We start from the raw sequence: 18,926 nt of genomic DNA, 5'->3' as shown, positions 1-18,926 counted from the left end.
TAGACACCTATAGGCACTCATTTCTACTTTTCCATTCACAATCATTCTCATGATCATTGACCAGGCCTGCTGCTTGTAAAAATGACAAGATGGCGACTGGGCCTGTGAATTTGAAGCCTCGTTTTTTGAGATCTTTGGATAATTTCTCAGATAGAGCTGTTTTGGCAGGCGCCTGGCTGTAGTCAGGCACATCATTGACGATGGTTTTCCCACCGACAAAAGACCAAAGATAGGCATCAAAAGAACCATAGTCTGCCTGCACTTGTAGAAAGGTCTGAGCATTGGTACGCGTCGCAAATATCTTGGCTCGATTTCGGATGATGGCTGCATTATCCATTAAAGACTCCAATTCAGAGTCAGCCATCTCTGCAACACGATGAACTTGGTAACCATGAAAAGCTTCCCGAAAGGCTTGTCGTTTATTGAGCACCGTTTCCCAAGATAGTCCAGCCTGATAGGTTTCCATACAAAGCAACTCAAAAAGCGCTTGATCATCGTGGAGGGGCCGTCCCCACTCCTCATCATGGTAGGCCACATAGAGAGGGTTGTTCATTTTAACCCAGCCACAGCGTTTTGGCATAGACTTCTCCTATTTCACCAACATCTTAAGGGCAGATTTGATATAGTTCTCAGCTGTATCCGTCGTCCCTTCAAAGAATTTCTTAATTTTCTTGAGCTCTGTTGCCTTATAGCCTAAGGCTAACATGGCTTCCATGGCTTCTTCCAATTCTTGGTTGTCGCTGCTAGATGGAGCTGCAGTTTTAGCAGGGAGATCGTCTCCTGCCACAACAACTTTCCCTTCTAAGTCCAAGACCATCTGTTGGGCTGTTTTCTTACCGATTTTAGGGAACTTGGTCAAGTAGGTGATGTTCTTAGTCTCAATAGCTTGAACGAGGCCTGCATTGTCATCAGCTGCGATGATGGCAAGAGCGGAAACAGGACCAATGCCTGATACAGAAATCAAACTGAGAAAGAGCCTTTTCTCGTCTTCTGAACGAAAACCGTAAAGTAGATGAACATCTTCGCGAACGACTTGATGCACATAGATTTGTGCTTCTTGGTTGACTTGCCCTGAGTAGGCATAAGGGTTAGCTACATGCAGGATGTAGCCGATACCGTTAGCTTCTAGGACGATGTATTTAGCAGTAATTTTGGTAATGATACCCTTTAGATATTCGTACATAATTTTCCTTTAAATTTAGTATTTTCCTAGTTCTCGTAGACTCGTGTGATTTTCCTGAATGCGACGGAACATCTTTTCCATGTCCGACTTGGTAAAGTGAACCAAAACAGGACGTCCGTGTGGACAGTTATAGGGGTTGTCACATTGAGAGAGCTGATAGAGGAGTTGTCTAGCCGAGTGGTCATCGATGCGATGATTGGCCTTGATAGACCGCTTGCAGGACATCATAATGGCCAACTCTGCCCGGTATTTCTTGATTGAAACTTCCTTGGTCAAGAGGAGCATGTCGCACATCTCATAGATTCCAGACTCGATTTCCTCCTCTGCCATCCAAATGGGATGTTCGCGCAAGATAAATTGATTCTCCCCGTACTCTGCTAGAAAGACGCCTACTTCCTCTAAAAGAGACATTCTTTCTTTGAGACGAAGGGCATCATCCGCAGGAAATTCAAAGATATAGGGCACTAGGAGTTGCTGCTGGCTCTGGTCAACATTGCCAATGCTCTCACGGTACTCCTCATACTTAACCCGTTCCTGAGCCGCGTGCTGATCTATGATGTAGAGCCCATCTCGACCTTGTGCAAAGAGATAGGTTCCATGCATCTGACCGAAAAATTCCAACTCTGGAAAGCTTGAAGATTCTTCCCGCTCCAACTTGTCATAAGCCTTATCCAAACTAGCTAGATCTAACTCTGGATGGTCCAGTTGGTCATAGCTAGCAGGCTTTCTCTCTGCAAAATGCAGTTTAGCTGGCTTGGTCATCTGGTCCAAGGCTTCCTTAGCAAACAGATTCAAATCCTGTTTCTCTTCAGTCAGGTTCACCTGATGGTCTGCCACCTCAGCTTGTGTCGGTCTAGTCGGTTCATTTTTTTCATAATAGAATGTATTTTCTCTCAGTGGCAAAGTCGTTTGCTCCACCTTTTCACGATTGCGAACCGTAGATTTGGCCAGATTTTCCAAGGCATCTGGAATCAAGGTCTGTTCCTTGAGACTCTTTGCAATAGCTTCTGAAACCAGTGCCATCAGTTCTCTTTCCTTGGAAATTCGCACCTCTTGCTTGGTCGGGTGCACATTGACATCTGCTAGATAAGGATCAATATGGATGTGAATAACAGCCAGCGGAAAACGCCCCACCATGAGCTTGCTACCGTAACCATCTAAAATAGCACGATTGAGCAGGAAGTTTTTGATATAACGGCCATTGATAAAAAGGCTGATATAGTTACGATTAGCCCGTGTCAATTCCGGCAATGAGACAAAGCCTGAAATTTCAAAATCTAGGTCAGCATTCTCAATCTCAACCATCTTTTTGGCACTGGCTAAACCATAAATCCCAGCAATGGCTTGACGCAGTTGACCCGTACCAGCTGTTCGTGTCATTTCCTTGCCATCACAAATCAGGCTAAAAGAAATCTCCGGATGGGCTAGCCCCAGACGATTGACAATGTCAATGATATGAGACAACTCTGCCTGCTGGCTCTTCATATACTTGAGACGAGCCGGTGTATTGAAAAAGAGATCTTCCACACAAACCTTAGTCCCCACAGGACTGGTCGCTGGAATGATTTCCTCAACTTGACCCCCACGAGCCACTAGCTTGGTCCCGTGACTGGCACCGTCCACCGCTGTCAACAAAGTCAAAACACTGACAGAAGCAATAGAAGGCAGAGCTTCACCACGAAAACCAAGGGTCCGAATCCGAAAAAGATCCGCTTGATTCTTAATCTTACTGGTCGCATGACGGCGGAGGGCCAACTCTACTTCGTCGTGGGCAATCCCGTGACCATTATCTGTGATTTGGATCTTCTTAAGCCCAGCTTCTTCAATCTCTACGATAATCTGGTTAGAGCCAGCATCAATGGCGTTTTCAACTAGTTCCTTGACTACACTAGCAGGGCGTTCGATTACTTCTCCTGCCGCGATTTGATTGGCCAAGACTTCTGGCAATTCAATAATATGAGACATCTTTCAGCCCCTTTCTTAACGATTTTTATCTATTTCTCTGAAAATAAGCTAGTGCTATTATACCATATTTCGCTCGTTTCCAAAAAAGTCCGAGTAGCAACTTTCTTCCCGATTTTACTAGGTTATTTGCCAAGTTTGTGGTAAAATAGGTAGAAATAATATTTTAAAAAGGAGAAAAGACATATGCACATTTTTGATGAGCTAAAAGAGCGTGGTTTGATTTTTCAAACGACTGATGAAGAAGCTTTGCGTAAATCCCTAGAAGAAGGTCAAGTTTCTTATTATACTGGCTACGATCCAACTGCTGACAGCCTTCACCTAGGTCACCTTGTCGCAATCTTGACAAGTCGTCGCTTGCAGTTAGCAGGTCACAAACCATATGCGCTCGTTGGCGGTGCTACAGGTCTCATCGGAGATCCGTCCTTCAAAGATGCTGAGCGTAGTCTCCAAACAAAAGACACAGTAGATGGCTGGGTCAAGTCTATCCAAGGACAACTTTCTCGCTTTCTTGACTTTGAAAATGGGGAAAATAAAGCTGTCATGGTCAACAACTACGACTGGTTTGGCAGCATCAGCTTCATTGACTTCCTCCGTGATATCGGAAAATACTTCACTGTCAACTACATGATGAGCAAGGAGTCTGTGAAGAAACGGATTGAAACAGGGATTTCTTACACTGAGTTTGCCTACCAAATCATGCAAGGGTATGACTTCTTTGTCCTCAACCAAGAACACAATGTAACCCTTCAAATCGGTGGTTCTGACCAATGGGGAAATATGACTGCTGGTACAGAATTGCTTCGTCGTAAGGCTGACAAGACTGGTCACGTCATCACTGTCCCACTCATCACAGACGCAACCGGTAAGAAATTTGGTAAATCAGAAGGGAATGCTGTTTGGCTCAACCCTGAAAAGACTTCTCCATACGAAATGTACCAATTCTGGATGAACGTCATGGATGCTGACGCTGTTCGCTTCTTGAAGATTTTTACTTTCTTGTCATTAGACGAGATTGAAGACATCCGTAAACAATTCGAAGCAGCACCACACGAACGCTTGGCTCAAAAAGTCTTGGCTCGTGAAGTCGTGACACTTGTTCACGGTGAAGAAGCCTACAAAGAAGCCCTTAACATCACTGAACAACTCTTTGCAGGGAATATCAAAAACCTTTCTGTCAAAGAACTCAAACAAGGACTTCGTGGTGTGCCAAACTACCAAGTACAAGCAGACGAAAACCACAACATCGTTGAACTCCTTGTATCTTCTGGTGTGGTTAACTCAAAACGTCAAGCCCGTGAAGATATTCAAAATGGAGCTATCTATATCAACGGCGACCGCATCCAAGACCTTGACTATATCTTGAGTGACGCAGACAAGTTAGAGAATGAACTGACTGTAATCCGCCGCGGTAAGAAAAAATACTTCGTTCTAACATACTAAAAAACAGACTGGATGCATTTGCCATCCAGTTCTTTTTTTGCTAGACTAAAACTATGAATACAAACCTCAAACCAAAACTCCAGCGCTTTGCATCTGCTAGTGCCTTTGTCTGCCCTATCTGCCAAGAAAACCTGACCTTGGTCGAGAGCAGTCTCAAGTGTAGCAATCGCCATTCTTTTGATCTGGCAAAATTCGGCTATGTCAATCTAGCGCCTCAAATCAAGCAATCCACCAACTACGATAAAGAAAACTTTCAAAACCGTCAACAAATCCTAGAAGCCGGCTTTTATCAAGCTATCTTAGAGGCTGTATCTGACTTGCTAGCCAGTTCAGAAACTAGCACCACAGTCTTAGATATCGGTTGTGGCGAAGGATTCTATTCTCGCAAACTCCAAGAAAGTCATCCTGACAAAACCTTCTATGCCTTTGATATCTCCAAAGATTCCGTCCAAATCGCTGCCAAGAGTGAACCAAACTGGGTAGTCAACTGGTTTGTCGGTGACTTGGCTCGTCTTCCTATAAAAAATGCTAGCATGGATATCCTGCTTGATATCTTTTCCCCTGCCAACTACGGAGAATTTCGCCGCGTTTTATCTAGAGATGGCATCTTAATCAAGGTCATCCCTACTGAAAACCACCTCAAGGAAATCCGTCAGATGGTAGAGAACCAGCTGACAAAGAAAGACTATTCCAACCAAGATATCAGGGAACATTTCCAGGAACACTTTAGCATCCAATCTAGTCAGATCGCTTCCTTGACCAAACCTATTACAACCGAGCAACGTCAAGCTTTACTTAGCATGACGCCCCTGCTCTTCCACGTCGACCAAAGCAAGATTGACTGGAGTCAACTGACAGAGATTACTATCGAAGCAGAGATACTTGTTGGGAAAGCACTGTAAACAAATTTTTGAGATAAAACAAATCCCGCACCTCTTCTCGAGATGCGGGTTTAAATCGCGATTTTTCAACTATCTATCCCAAAAGTTTAAACCTTTTTAACCTCTCCGTTTATTTTCGATTCGAAATAAAAAACTTATCAATAAATAGCAAGTGAAATAAGGCAAGTGTAATTCCCGATAAGCACCCATGATAAGAGATTTCTTGATGGGTAAGGGGGTAAAGATTACTATTACCCGCCAAGAGGCATGTTAAAATAACAAATAGAATCCAAAATAAATCAGTCCATTTATATTTTGAAAAATATTTTTTCCACATAAGAACACCCTCTTTCTTTACTACAATACTATTATAATACTATTTGTAAACGAATACAAGAAATTTGAGGTAACAACTAAGAAAAATCTGAGGCTTCAAGGTGGTAAATCCTGCATTGTTAAATGTCCTCTAAGCCTGTTGTTAAGGCTAGAAATTATTGACAAGTCATTTTTTCTTTTGAGACCAGTCAACCTCAAATCCACAACACTTAAAAAAAGCGAATTTCAATTGAAACTCGCTTTTTTACAAAATGTATTAGTATAATTTTATAGCTTAGTTCAAGTGCCAGATATCTTCGTTGTACTGAGCGATTGTACGGTCAGATGAGAAGAATCCTGCTTTAGCAATGTTGACAATCACTTTATCCAACCATGCATCACGGTTTTCGTAATCAGCAAGCATTTGCTCTTTCACTTTGATGTAGTCTTCCAAGTCAAGAAGAGTCATGAACCAGTCTTTGTTAATCAATTCATTGTAAAGACGTTCCAAGCGTTCTTTCTTACCAACTGCGAGAACAGCGTCGCTCACGATAAAGTCAACCAATGGTTTGATCGCTTTACGAGCGTAGAATTCGCTTGATTTGTAAGCTGATTTTGCGTAAAGGTCGATAACAGTTTCTGAATCTTCACCAAAGATGTAGATGTTTTCGTCTCCAACCAACTCAGCGATTTCCACGTTAGCCCCGTCCATAGTACCAAGAGTCAAAGCTCCGTTCAACATGAATTTCATGTTACCAGTACCTGAAGCTTCTTTAGAAGCAAGTGAGATTTGTTCTGAGATGTCACATGCTGGAATCAAGAAGCTTGCTGCAGTAACGTTGTAGTTTTCAACCATTACGACTTGCAAGTGTGGAGCTACTGCTGGGTCGTTAGCAATCACTTCTGACAAGCAAAGGATCAAGTGGATGATGTCTTGAGCGATTGTGTAGGCAGGAGCTGCTTTACCACCAAAGAATACTGTGATTGGACGAGCAGGGATATTACCAGCCTTGATGTCCAAGTATTTGTGAATCACATACAAAGCGTTCATTTGTTGACGTTTGTACTCGTGAAGACGTTTGATTTGGATATCAAAGATTGAGTTAGTATTGATTTCCACACCTTGGTGTTCTTTCAAGTGACGAGCCAATTTACGTTTGTTGTGAGCTTTGATGCTTTCCAATTTTTCTTTGACAGCAGCCTTGTCTTCGTATGAAAGAAGGTCTTCCAATTTAGAAGCTTCATGGTGCCATTCGCGTCCAAGAATCTCATCCAAGTAGTGAGACAAGCTTGGGTTAGCATGCATGAGCCAACGACGGAAAGTAATACCGTTTGTTTTGTTGTTGAATTTTTCTGGGTAAAGATCGTAGAATGCTTTCAACTCAGAGTTCTTCAAGATTTCAGTGTGAAGAGCGGCAACCCCGTTTACGCTGTATCCATAGTGGATATCCATGTGGGCCATGTGTACACGATCGTTTTCATCAATGATTTGAACAGCTGGATCTTTGTATTCAGCACGAACACGACGGTCCAATTCTTTGATGATTGGTACCAAGTGAGGAACCACTTCTTCCAAGAATTCAAGAGGCCATTTTTCAAGGGCTTCAGCAAGGATTGTGTGGTTTGTGTAAGCAGTCATGCTACGAACGATAGAAATTGCTTCATCAAGTTCGATACCACGTTCAGTCAAAAGACGGATCAACTCAGGAATCACCATTGATGGGTGAGTATCGTTGATTTGTACAACTGCGTAGTCAGCAAGGTCATGCAAGTTGCTTCCTTTTTCGATTGCTTCATCGATGATCAATTGCGCACCGTTTGAAACCATGAAGTATTGTTGGAAGATACGGAGCAATTCACCTTGTTTGTCGCTATCGTCTGGGTAAAGGAAAAGAGTCAAGTTGCGAGCGATGTCTGTCTTGTCAAAGTTGATACCATCTTTGATGATTGAAGAATCAACTGAATCCAAGTCAAACAAACGCAAACGGTTTTTAGTAGCTGTTTTGTATCCAGGTACATCGATATCGTAAAGAGTAGATGTCAATGTAAAGTGTGCAAATGGTACTTGGTAGCTACGGCTTGAACGAACCAACCAGTTTTGGTCAGTCAACCAAGCGTTAGGAATAGTTTCTTGTTGGTTGTTTTTAAGAACTTGTTGGAAAAGACCGAAGTGGTAGTTCAAACCAACACCGTCACCATTCAAACCAAGTGTAGCGATTGAGTCGATAAAGCAGGCTGCCAAACGTCCCAAACCACCATTACCAAGTGATGGTTCCAATTCTACTTCTTCGACTTCGATCAACTCTTTACCTGCATCAGCAAGTTCTTTCTTAACTTCGTCATAAAGACCAAGGTTAATCAAGTTGTTTGACAAGAGTTTACCAATCAAGAACTCAGCTGAGATGTAGTAAACTTTTTTCTTACCAGTGTTAACTGGTTTTTGGCTGCTAGCAAGTTTGCTGTAGTTAAGAAGAGCAAGGTAAAGCTCTTCGTTGCTACATTCTGCGATAGATTTATTGTAACGATTTTGTACAAATTCTTTTAATGGTAACATTTTTTGTGTCTCCTGATAATGTCTTATTTCTTTAATTCTACCAAATTTTCATTGATTCGGCGATAAATTGTAGTCAAGTCAAGCAAAGTTTCTTCAACAGCAGGAGTCAATTGATCCTCTGTCATACGCCATGACCAGTTTCCACCAAGAGTAGATGGGAAGTTCATACGAGCTGAACCATCCAACTCTAGCAAATCTTGCATAGTAGCGATAGTCATAAAGCTTACTGATGAGAAGGCTGTACGAAGCATAGCATGTACTACTGTTTCATATTCCTTGCGATTTGTATAACGTGCCATGTACTCACGAGTTGGATCGTCGATTTCATTACGATACCAACCAAGAACAGTGTTGTTATCGTGTGTTCCTGTGTACATAACTGAGTTGGCTGGTGCCAAGTGTGGGCTGTCGATACTTTCGTGCTCTGGGTTGAAGGCAAATTGAAGGACTTTCATTCCTGGGAAGCCAGTGCGTTCACGTAGTTCAATAACTTCGTCAGTCATGAATCCAAGGTCCTCTGCGATGATGTTCAAGTCACCAAGTTCCTCTTTAACCGCTGCAAAGAGTTTGTAGTCAGGACCTTTCACCCATTTACCAGGTGCTGCTGTTTCAGAACCAGCAGGAATTTCCCAGTAAGACTCAAATCCACGGAAGTGGTCGATACGAACGATATCGTAGATTTTGAAGCTTTCACGCAAGCGTTCAATCCACCATTTGTAGCCATCTTTGTCCATAGCTTCCCAGTCATAGATTGGGTTACCCCAGAGCTGACCAGTAGCAGAGAATTCATCTGGTGGGCAACCTGCGATGCAAGTTGCTTTCCCATTTTCATCTGTTTTAAAGAGGTGTGGATTTGCCCACATGTCGCTTGAATCTTCCGCTACATAGATTGGCATATCACCGACAATCTCGATGTGACTTTCGTTAGCGTATGCTTTCAATTTCAACCATTGTTGGAAGAAAAGGTATTGGGTTACGCGGTGGTAAACAAGCTTGTCAGCTAATTTCTCACGGTAGCTTTCAAGAGTTGAAGCTTTACGAGCACGAGCATCTGCATCTGGCCATTCTGTCCAAGCAAGATTATCAAAATGCTCCTTGATAGCCATGTACTCTGCAAATAGTTCAAGCCATGATTGATTTTCTTGAGCAAATTTTTCGAAATCTTTGACATCTCCGACTTCAAGGAAACGTTTGACGGCTTTCTCTAGAAGAGGACGACGTGCATAGTAGATTTTGGCATAGTCGACTTCCTCTGGATTGCTACCAAAGTCAACACCTTCAAGATCAGTCGCTTCCAACAAGCCTTGCTCTACCAAAATATCAAGATCGATAAAATGAGTGTTTCCAGCAAAGGCTGAGAATGATTGGTAAGGAGAGTCTCCGTAGCTAGTTGTCCCTAAAGGAAGAATTTGCCAGTAACGCTGTTTGGTACGAACCAAGAAGTCAACGAAATCATAGGCGCTTTGACCAAATGATCCGATTCCGTATGCTCCTGGAAGTGATGAGATGTGCATCAACACACCGCTTTGACGTTTTTTCATATTAGCACCTCAAGTGTTTATATTTTTAATTACTTCATTGTTTTATTGCGCAAACGTTTGCGCTATCTAAAGTATAACCCATTTCCAAAAGAAATGCAAGCGTTTTTAAAAAACTTTTTTGATTTATTTGTAGAATCACAAATAAAATTTACTATATTCACTTCTCTTACTTTCATACACTTTTTTAAAGAAGCACGCAAGCGTTTCCACTTACTTATCTTCCAAACAATTTCTTCTTAATTATTTACCTTTTATACCTATAATTATTGATAGTTTTCTGTTTTTTCTGATATTCAGCATTTTAAAATTTTTTCAAAAAATGCTTGCAACCGTTTTCTGTTTGTGCTATACTAGGGTCATAAGGGAAAACGTTTGCGTTCCCTAGACTATAAAATTTGTTATTCTTTAGGAGGAATACACTATGTCAACTAAATTCATGAAGAGCGCAGCTGTACTTGGTACTGCTACTCTTGCTAGCTTGCTTTTGGTAGCTTGCGGAAGCAAAACTGCTGATAAAGCAGCTGATTCTGGTTCATCTGAAGGTAAAGAACTTACTTTATACGTTGAAGACCAATATAAAGCATTTGCTGAATCAGCTGCACAAGCTTACGAAAAAGAAGCTGGAGTAAAAGTTACTATCAAAACAGGAGACCAAATGGGTGGTCTCGATAACCTTTCTCTAGATAACCAATCTGGTAAAGCTGCTGACGTTATGATGGCACCATACGACCGAGTAGGTAGCCTTGGTAAAGACGGACAACTTTCAGAAGTGAAATTGAGCGACGGTGCTAAAACAGATGATAAAACTAAATCTCTTGTAACAGCTGCTGACGGTAAAGTTTACGGTGCTCCTGCTGTTATCGAATCACTTGTTTTGTACTATAATAAAGACTTGATTAAAGAAGCTCCAAAAACTTTTGCTGAATTAGAAGAACTTGCTAAAGATAGCAAATATGCCTTCGCTGGTGAAGATGGTAAAACAACTGCCTTCCTTGCTGACTGGACAAACTTCTACTATGCATACGGACTTCTTGCTGGTAACGGCGGTTACGTATTCGGCCAAAACGGTAAAGATTCTAAAGATATCGGACTTGCAAACGAAGGAGCTATCACTGCTATCAACTACGCTAAAACTTGGTACGAAAAATGGCCTAAAGGTATGCAAGATACAGAAGGAGCTCCAAACCTAATCCAAACTCAATTCCAAGAAGGTAAAACAGCTGCTATCATTGATGGTCCTTGGAAAGCTCAGGCCTTCAAAGATGCTAAAGTAAACTACAGTGTTGCGACTATCCCAACTCTTCCAAACGGTAAAAACTATGAAACATTCGGTGGTGGTAAAGCTTGGATCATCCCATCAAGTACTAAGAACCTTGAAGCTGCTCAAAAATTTGTAGACTTCCTTGTTTCAACTGAAGAACAAAAAGCCTTCTACGATAAAACTAACGAAATCCCAGCTAACACTGAGGCTCGTTCATATGCTGAAGGTAAAAACGATGAGTTGACAACAGCTGTTATCAAACAGTTCCAAAATGCTCAACCAATGCCAAACATCCCTCAAATGTCAGCTGTTTGGGACCCAGCTAAAACAATGCTATTTGAAGCTGTAAGTGGTAAGAAAGATGCTAAGACAGCTGCAAACGATGCTGTAACATTGATCAAAGAAACAATCAAACAAAAATTTGGTGAATAAAAAATTTGTTCAAGGGGGGTGGAATTCAAATCCCCCTTTGAATTTATCAACAGAAAACATATATAGTTTAGGTTTTAATTAGAAACCAGTATCCTATGAAAGGAGTTATTATGGAAAAGCAACAACCTAGTAAAGCAGCACTGCTGTCTCTCATTCCTGGGTTAGGACAGATTTACAACAAACAAAAGGCAAAAGGTTTTATCTTCCTTGGTGTAACCATCGTATTTGTCCTTTATTTCCTAGCACTTGCAGCCCCTGAATTGAGCAACCTCATTACTCTTGGTGACAAGCCAGGTCGTGATAATTCCCTCTTCATGCTGATTCGTGGTGCCTTCCATTTAATCTTTGTAGTCGTTTATGTACTCTTTTATTTCTCAAATATTAAAGATGCACATACTATCGCAAAACGTATTAACAATGGAATTCCAGTACCACTTACGCTAAAAGATATGATCAAAGGAATCTATGAAAATGGCTTCCCTTATCTCTTGATTATTCCGTCTTATATTGCCATGACCTTTGCAATCATCTTCCCCGTTGTCGTAACCTTGATGATTGCCTTCACAAACTATGACTTCCAACACTTGCCACCAAACAAATTATTAGACTGGGTTGGTTTGACCAACTTTACAAACATTTGGAGCTTGAGCACCTTCCGTTCTGCCTTTGGTTCTGTTCTTTCTTGGACTATCATTTGGGCTTTATCTGCCTCAACTTTACAGATCGTGATTGGTATCTTCACAGCTATCATTGCTAACCAACCATTTATCAAGGGTAAACGTATCTTTGGTGTTATTTTCCTTCTTCCTTGGGCTGTCCCAGCCTTCATCACTATCTTGACATTCTCAAACATGTTTAACGATAGTGTTGGAGCAATCAATACCCAAGTTATCCCTCTCTTTGCTAAGGTTCTTCCTTTCCTTGATGGGGCGCTTATTCCTTGGAAAACAGACCCAACTTGGACTAAGGTTGCCTTGATTATGATGCAAGGCTGGCTTGGATTCCCATATATCTACGTTTTGACTTTGGGTATCTTGCAATCTATTCCTAACGACCTTTACGAAGCAGCTTATATTGACGGTGCCAATGCTTGGCAAAAATTCCGCAACATCACTTTCCCAATGATCTTGGCTGTTGCAGCACCTACTTTGATTAGCCAATACACCTTCAACTTTAACAACTTCTCTATCATGTACCTCTTCAATGGTGGAGGACCTGGTACTGTCGGAGGGGGAGCTGGTTCAACTGATATCTTGATCTCATGGATCTACCGCTTGACAACAGGTACATCTCCTCAATACTCTATGGCGGCAGCTGTTACCTTGATTATTTCTATCATTGTCATCTCAATCTCTATGATCGCATTCAAGAAACTACACGCATTTGATATGGAGGACGTCTAAGATGAATAACTCAATTAAACTCAAACGTAGACTGACTCAAACCCTTACTTACCTTTACTTGATTGGCCTTTCAATCGTGATTATCTATCCACTGTTGATTACTATCATGTCAGCCTTCAAGGCAGGTAACGTGGCAGCCTTTAAACTAGACAGCAACATCGATTTTAATTTTGATAACTTTAAAGGACTCTTCACTGAAACCTTATACGGTACTTGGTACCTCAATACTTTGATTATCGCCTTGATTACCATGGTTGTGCAAACAAGTATTATCGTACTTGCTGGTTATGCTTATAGCCGTTACAACTTCTTGGCTCGTAAACAAAGTTTGGTCTTCTTCTTGATTATCCAAATGGTGCCAACAATGGCCGCTTTGACTGCCTTCTTCGTTATGGCACTTATGTTGAACGCCCTTAACCACAGCTGGTTCCTCATCTTCCTCTACGTTGGTGGAGGTATCCCAATGAATGCTTGGCTCATGAAAGGCTACTTCGATACAGTGCCAATGTCTCTAGACGAATCTGCAAAACTAGACGGTGCAGGACACTTCCGCCGCTTCTGGCAAATTGTTCTTCCACTGGTTCGCCCAATGGTTGCTGTACAAGCACTCTGGGCCTTCATGGGACCTTTCGGAGACTATATCCTCTCTAGTTTCTTGCTTCGTGAGAAAGAATACTTTACAGTTGCCGTTGGTCTCCAGACCTTCGTTAGCAATGTGAAGAACATGAAGATCGCCTACTTCTCAGCAGGTGCTATCCTCATCGCTCTTCCAATCTGTACACTTTTCTTCTTCTTGCAAAAGAACTTCGTTTCAGGACTTACAAGCGGTGGCGACAAGGGGTAATATACCCCCGCCACCCTTTTTCATTTTTGAACTTGTACATCGATTGTCTGGTGAGAAACAAGAGCTTGCTGAGATTACCTTGTTAGTTAGTGGACGAATCATAACAACCATTCACCTTTACCAAGGATTCTACTATCCCCGCTTGAAATAAAAAACATTTCTCTATATAATACTCGTATAGAAAAATGCCTATAGAAAGAGATTTATGTTACCATATCCATTTTCTTATTTTAATAGTATTTGGGGATTTCGTAAGCCCCTCTCTCAACGTTTTGGTCTAAACTGGTTTCAACTGATTTTTACCAGTATTTTCTTGATTAGCTTATCCATGGTGCCTATTGCTATCCAGAACAGTTCTCAGGAAACCTATCCTTTAGAGACGTTCATCGATGATGTCTATGCTCCATTGACGGACGAAGTCGTTCAGGATCTAGCTAAGAATGCTCAGATTGTAGATGGTAAACTAAGCTATACGGGTTCAACTCCTCATCAAGCTACTGTTCAAATTGGAGATGCTTCTAGTTCAAGTTTCCCTGAGGAATTACTTCTTCATTTTGAACCTGAGCAACTCGTCATCAGCAAGCAAGGAAAAGAACTAACCAGCATTCGCTATCATGCGATCACGACTGAAAGTTTCCAAAACAAGGAAAGCTTAACGCAAGCCATTTCTAAAGACTGGTACCAACAGAATCGTGTCTATATTAGCCTCTTTCTTGTGCTAGGTTCTAGTTTCCTCTTCGGACTTAATTTTTTCATTGTCGCTCTAGGTTCTAGCCTCTTGCTCTACTTTACGAAAAAATCACGTCTCTTTTCATTTAAAACCTACAAAGAGTGCTATCATTTCATTTTGAACTGTTTAGGATTACCAACTTTACTTGCCATGATTCTCGGTCTCTTGGGCCAAAATATGGCGACTTTGATTACTGTTCAAAATATTTTATTTGTTCTATATCTGGTCACCATCTTTTACAAAACGCATTTTCGTGATCCAGACTACCATAAGTAGGAGATTATTATGCCTGTTACGATTAAAGACGTGGCCAAGGCTGCAGGAGTTTCACCCTCAACCGTAACCCGTGTTATTCAAAACAAATCAACCATTAGCGATGAAACTAAAAAACGAGTTCGCAAGGCAATGAAAGAACTCAATTATCATCCAAACCTCAATGCCCGAAGCCTGGTTAGTAGTTATACGCAGGTCATTGGTTTGGTTCTTCCAGACGACTCTGACGTTTTCTATCAAAACCCTTTCTTTCCTTCTGTCCTTAGAGGAATTGCACAAGTTGCTTCAGAAAACCACTATGCCATCCAGATTGCAACCGGAAAAGACGAAAAAGAGCGTTTAAACGCCATTTCACAAATGGTCTACGGAAAGCGTGTGGATGGACTTATCTTCTTGTATGCCCAAGAGAATGATCCCTTGGTGCAATTAGTTGCCGAAGAACAATTCCCTTTCCTCATCCTTGGAAAATCACTTTCCCCTTTTATTCCGCTTGTTGATAACGATAACATCCAAGCCGGTTTTGATGCAACCGAATACTTCATTAAGAAGGGATGCAGCCGAATTGCCTTTATCGGTGGTACAAAGAAACTTTATGTTACCCAGGACCGTTTGACTGGATACGAACAAGCCCTTCAAGAACACAAACTATCTCTTGATAGTCATCGTACTTTTTTTGCGGATGAATTTCTTGAAGAAAAGGGATATAAATTTAGCAAACAACTTTTTGAATACGATCCAAAAACCGATGCTGTTATCACAACAGATAGCCTCTTAGCAGAAGGGGTATGCAACTACCTCAATGAACACCATCTCGATGTTCCTGTTCTCAGCTTTGACTCGGTCAATCCAAGATTAAACTTAGCAGCCTATGTCAATATTAATAGTCTTGCTCTTGGTCGAACTTCATTGGAAACCATTCTTCAAATCATCAATGATGTTAAAGAAAATCGTCAAATCTGTTATCGTCAAGTGATTGCACATGAAATCATTGAAAAATAAGAAAAACCAACTCTAAAGTTAGAGTTGGTTTTTTGTGTAGTCTTTTTTGTTTGACTGATTAGTTTTCAACCTCGACAAATCGTCCTAAAATATGAACATTTTCAGACACAGAAACAAAGGCTGTCGGATCAACTTGCTTCATGATGTGTTTAAAATCATTGAACTCTGCACGAGTGATAACCGTAATTAATACTGCCTTACGCTCATGGTTATAAGTTCCTTCAGCATCATGGATCATCGTTGCCCCACGGTGCAATTTGTTATGGATTTTCTCAATCACTGCATCTGGATTGCTAGTAACGATCATGGCCTGCATACGCTTTTGTTTGGTGAAAACTGCATCCGTTACACGACTTGAAACAAAGATAGTAATCATAGAATAGAGAGCATATTTCCAACCAAAGGTCAAGCCTGCAATCAGCATAATGGTCCCATTCACTAAGAAGGAGATACTTCCGACATTACGGCCTGTCTTCTTACGAATGGTAAGGCTGACAATATCTGTTCCTCCACTGGAGATATTATGGCGTAACGCAAAGCCGATTCCCAGCCCCATAACAACACCCCCAAAGAGGGCATTGATGATTGGGTCCTCTGTTAAGACCACCACAGGTACAAACTGGATAAAGAGCGAGCTCATAGATACCGTGATGAAGGTAAAAACCGTAAACTTATGCCCAATTTGGTACCAGGCCAGAATCATGAGCGGAATATTGATGGCGTAAAATGCTACTGAAATCGGGAAATAAAAGCCAAACCAGTGATTACTAAGTGCAGAAATGATTTGGGCCAAACCTGTTGCTCCACTCGAATAAACGTGTCCAGGTTGAAAGAAGAAATTGACGGCTACTGCTGATAGAAAACCATATACCAGAGAAGCTGAAATCTTTTCATCGTATTTTTCTCGGGAAATACTTTGTAAAACACGCAAAATCTTCACCCGATAGGCAAAGCGGCGCAGATAATGGCTAAACTTTTTAGTTAGTTTCATTTGTTTCATCTTGTTCTACTTGTAGATTAAGTTCTTCTAGTTGTTTAAGAGATACTGTTGATGGGGCTTGCGTCATTGGATCGATTGCTTTATTATTTTTAGGGAAGGCAATCACTTCACGAATATTATCTTCACCTGCTAATAACATGACAAAGCGGTCAAGCCCAATAGCCAAACCTCCATGTGGTGGGAAACCATAGTCCATAGCTTCCAAAAGGAAACCAAACTGAGCATTTGCTTCCTCTGCTGAGAAGCCAAGAGCCTTAAACATCCGTTCTTGGAGCTCTTTTTGGTTGATACGAAGGCTACCACCACCAAGTTCATAACCGTTCAAGACGATATCATAGGCAACAGCACGAACCTTAGCCAAATCTCCTTCAAGTTCATGAGCTGTCTCTGCCTGTGGCAATGTAAATGGATGGTGGGCACTCATGTAACGACCTTCTTCCTCAGACCATTCAAACATTGGCCAATCAACAACCCAAAGGAAGTTGAATTTGTCATTATCAATCAAGCCTAGTTCTTTAGCAATACGTCCACGAAGGGCGCCAAGTATAGCATTGGCTACGTCAAGCGTGTCAGCAACAAAGAGTACCAAGTCCTTATCTTCAAGGCCAAGCGCAGCTGTCAAATCTTCCTGAATACCAGTCAAGAACTTAGCAACTGGACCATTTAATTCGCCGTCAGCAACCTTAATCCAAGCAAGGCCTTTAGCGCCGTATTGTTTGGCTACTTCTGTCATCTTGTCGATGTCTTTACGTGAGTAGTTGTCTGCTGCACCTTTGACTACGATTGCTTTTACCGCAGGGGCTTCTGAGAAGACTTTGAAATCTACACCCTTGACAACTTCTGTCAAGTCCTGAAGCAACATGTCAAAGCGAGTGTCAGGTTTGTCAGAGCCATAAAGCGCCATGGCATCATCATACTTCATACGAGGAAATGGCAGTGTTACTTCGATGCCTTTTGTTTCCTTCATTACGCGCGCTATCAAGCCTTCTGTGATGTCTTGAATTTCTTGCTCAGTCAGGAATGAAGTTTCCAAGTCAACCTGGGTAAATTCAGGTTGACGGTCTCCACGCAAGTCTTCGTCACGGAAGCATTTGACAATTTGGTAATAACGGTCAAAACCAGCATTCATCAACAATTGTTTCGTTAACTGTGGGCTTTGAGGAAGAGCGTAGAAATGCCCTTTATTGACACGAGATGGTACCAAATAGTCACGCGCCCCTTCTGGTGTTGACTTTGAAAGGAATGGCGTTTCTACATCGATAAATTCCAACTCATCCAAGTAGTTACGGATTGAATGGGTTACCTTGGCACGAAGTTTGAGGTTTTTTAGCATTTCTGGACGACGAAGGTCTAGATAACGGTAACGTAGACGCGTATCGTCGTTTGCTTCGATACCATCCTTGATTTCAAATGGAGTTGTTTTGGCAGTGTTAAGCACTGTAAGAGCTGTTACATTGAGCTCAACTGCTCCAGTAGCCAACTTGTCATTGGCTTGCTCACGTGCAGCCACTTGACCAGTCACCTCGATGACATATTCACTACGAAGGCTTTCAGCTGTTGCCATCACCTCTGCTGAAACTTTTTCAGGATTGATAACCAATTGCATGATTCCTTCACGGTCACGAAGATCGATAAAAATCAAACCACCAAGGTCACGACGACGAGCAACCCAACCTTTCAATGTGATTTCTTGTCCGATGTGTTCAGCACGAACACGACCTGCGTACATACTACGTTTCATTTCTTTCTCTCTCCTTTTATTCTGTTACTATTTTACCATAAAAGCGCAGTCTCTTCATGAAAATGGTCAGAAAAGTTGAGAAGAATCCTCTTGTAAATGAAAAAATCCAGCAAAGTCATTCGCTGGATTTAGTATTTCTTTATTTTTTACGTTTTTCAGCAATCTCTGCTGCCTTTTTAGGGAGAACAATCTCCGTTGCATAAGCTGTCGCAAATCGCAAAATTCCTGCGATAGGTGCAAAGATAACTGCTAGATAGTTATAAAAGAAATCTCCCTTAAACCCATAGGCAAGTGCCCCAATGACAAAGAAGAGAACGACTGCCTGAATCACTGCTAATAATATCACTCGTTTCATGACTTCCTC

At 41.6% G+C, this 18,926-nt stretch carries 16 protein-coding genes; 7 read left to right on the top strand and 9 right to left on the bottom strand.

Going from position 1 to position 18,926, the window contains the following annotated elements:
* Nucleotides 1-7: 7 nt before the first annotated feature.
* The 3 genes from HMPREF9180_RS08585 to mutL are packed head-to-tail and all read right to left on the bottom strand — an operon-like array spanning nucleotide 8 to nucleotide 3,148.
* Nucleotides 8-580, bottom strand: a complete 573-nt coding sequence (locus HMPREF9180_RS08585; RefSeq protein ID WP_006146140.1) for a DNA-3-methyladenine glycosylase I — start codon at nucleotides 578-580, stop codon at nucleotides 8-10.
* Between the two features lie 9 nt (nucleotides 581-589).
* Nucleotides 590-1,183, bottom strand: a complete 594-nt coding sequence (gene ruvA, locus HMPREF9180_RS08580; RefSeq protein WP_006146139.1) for a Holliday junction branch migration protein RuvA — start codon at nucleotides 1,181-1,183, stop codon at nucleotides 590-592.
* A gap of 15 nt (nucleotides 1,184-1,198) precedes the next feature.
* Entirely contained in the window at nucleotides 1,199-3,148 is a 1,950-nt protein-coding gene (mutL, locus tag HMPREF9180_RS08575) for a DNA mismatch repair endonuclease MutL (RefSeq protein WP_006146138.1), read from the bottom strand.
* Nucleotides 3,149-3,331: 183 nt separating this feature from the next.
* Here mutL and tyrS point away from each other — a divergent pair, with 183 nt between their 5' ends.
* Nucleotides 3,332-4,588 carry a tyrosine--tRNA ligase gene (gene tyrS / locus HMPREF9180_RS08570; RefSeq protein ID WP_006146137.1) on the top strand — a complete coding sequence of 419 codons (1,257 nt, stop codon included), beginning with the start codon at nucleotides 3,332-3,334 and terminating at the stop codon, nucleotides 4,586-4,588.
* 53 nt (nucleotides 4,589-4,641) lie between these two features.
* Complete coding sequence (locus tag HMPREF9180_RS08565) at nucleotides 4,642-5,490, top strand: putative RNA methyltransferase (RefSeq protein ID WP_006146136.1); 849 nt, start codon at nucleotides 4,642-4,644, stop codon at nucleotides 5,488-5,490.
* 109 nt (nucleotides 5,491-5,599) lie between these two features.
* Here the strand turns inward: HMPREF9180_RS08565 and HMPREF9180_RS10465 are convergent, their stop codons facing one another.
* From HMPREF9180_RS10465 to malQ, 3 genes are all read right to left on the bottom strand, one after another.
* Entirely contained in the window at nucleotides 5,600-5,806 is a 207-nt protein-coding gene (locus HMPREF9180_RS10465) for a hypothetical protein (protein WP_000265676.1), read from the bottom strand.
* A 273-nt stretch (nucleotides 5,807-6,079) separates the two neighbouring features.
* A complete protein-coding gene (gene glgP, locus HMPREF9180_RS08555) occupies nucleotides 6,080-8,338 on the bottom strand; it encodes a glycogen/starch/alpha-glucan family phosphorylase (protein ID WP_006146135.1) in 2,259 nt (752 codons plus the stop codon).
* A gap of 23 nt (nucleotides 8,339-8,361) precedes the next feature.
* The gene (gene malQ, locus HMPREF9180_RS08550) at nucleotides 8,362-9,879 is read right to left on the bottom strand and encodes a 4-alpha-glucanotransferase (RefSeq protein ID WP_006146134.1); all 1,518 of its coding nucleotides are present in this window, start codon (nucleotides 9,877-9,879) and stop codon (nucleotides 8,362-8,364) included.
* Nucleotides 9,880-10,300: 421 nt separating this feature from the next.
* Here malQ and HMPREF9180_RS08545 point away from each other — a divergent pair, with 421 nt between their 5' ends.
* The 5 genes from HMPREF9180_RS08545 (at nucleotide 10,301) to HMPREF9180_RS08525 (ending at nucleotide 15,821) form a co-directional block, all read left to right on the top strand.
* The gene (locus HMPREF9180_RS08545; RefSeq protein ID WP_006146133.1) at nucleotides 10,301-11,572 is read left to right on the top strand and encodes an extracellular solute-binding protein; all 1,272 of its coding nucleotides are present in this window, start codon (nucleotides 10,301-10,303) and stop codon (nucleotides 11,570-11,572) included.
* Between the two features lie 110 nt (nucleotides 11,573-11,682).
* Nucleotides 11,683-12,975, top strand: coding sequence for a carbohydrate ABC transporter permease (locus HMPREF9180_RS08540; protein ID WP_000414976.1), 1,293 nt, complete (start codon nucleotides 11,683-11,685; stop codon nucleotides 12,973-12,975).
* A 1-nt stretch (nucleotide 12,976) separates the two neighbouring features.
* Nucleotides 12,977-13,819, top strand: a complete 843-nt coding sequence (locus HMPREF9180_RS08535) for a sugar ABC transporter permease (RefSeq protein WP_006146131.1) — start codon at nucleotides 12,977-12,979, stop codon at nucleotides 13,817-13,819.
* Nucleotides 13,820-14,024: 205 nt separating this feature from the next.
* Nucleotides 14,025-14,825, top strand: a complete 801-nt coding sequence (locus HMPREF9180_RS08530; RefSeq protein ID WP_006146130.1) for a DUF1189 domain-containing protein — start codon at nucleotides 14,025-14,027, stop codon at nucleotides 14,823-14,825.
* 9 nt (nucleotides 14,826-14,834) lie between these two features.
* Entirely contained in the window at nucleotides 14,835-15,821 is a 987-nt protein-coding gene (locus tag HMPREF9180_RS08525; protein WP_006146129.1) for a LacI family DNA-binding transcriptional regulator, read from the top strand.
* A 58-nt stretch (nucleotides 15,822-15,879) separates the two neighbouring features.
* Here HMPREF9180_RS08525 and HMPREF9180_RS08520 read toward each other — a convergent pair whose 3' ends face one another.
* The 3 genes from HMPREF9180_RS08520 to HMPREF9180_RS08510 form a co-directional block, all read right to left on the bottom strand.
* Nucleotides 15,880-16,821: a YitT family protein gene (locus HMPREF9180_RS08520; RefSeq protein ID WP_006146128.1), complete on the bottom strand. Its 942-nt coding sequence runs from the start codon at nucleotides 16,819-16,821 to the stop codon at nucleotides 15,880-15,882.
* Nucleotides 16,799-18,562: an aspartate--tRNA ligase gene (gene aspS, locus HMPREF9180_RS08515; protein WP_006146127.1), complete on the bottom strand. Its 1,764-nt coding sequence runs from the start codon at nucleotides 18,560-18,562 to the stop codon at nucleotides 16,799-16,801. The genes HMPREF9180_RS08520 and aspS overlap by 23 nt, the downstream gene beginning before the upstream one ends.
* Nucleotides 18,563-18,701: 139 nt before the next feature.
* Nucleotides 18,702-18,917, bottom strand: a complete 216-nt coding sequence (locus HMPREF9180_RS08510; protein ID WP_006146126.1) for a hypothetical protein — start codon at nucleotides 18,915-18,917, stop codon at nucleotides 18,702-18,704.
* Nucleotides 18,918-18,926: the final 9 nt, after the last annotated feature.

The organism is Streptococcus peroris ATCC 700780 (genome assembly GCF_000187585.1).
Taxonomy (GTDB): Bacteria; Bacillota; Bacilli; order Lactobacillales; family Streptococcaceae; genus Streptococcus; species Streptococcus peroris.
The sequence above is the reverse complement of the archived record's forward strand: the minus strand, read 5'-3'. Positions and strand labels throughout refer to the sequence as shown.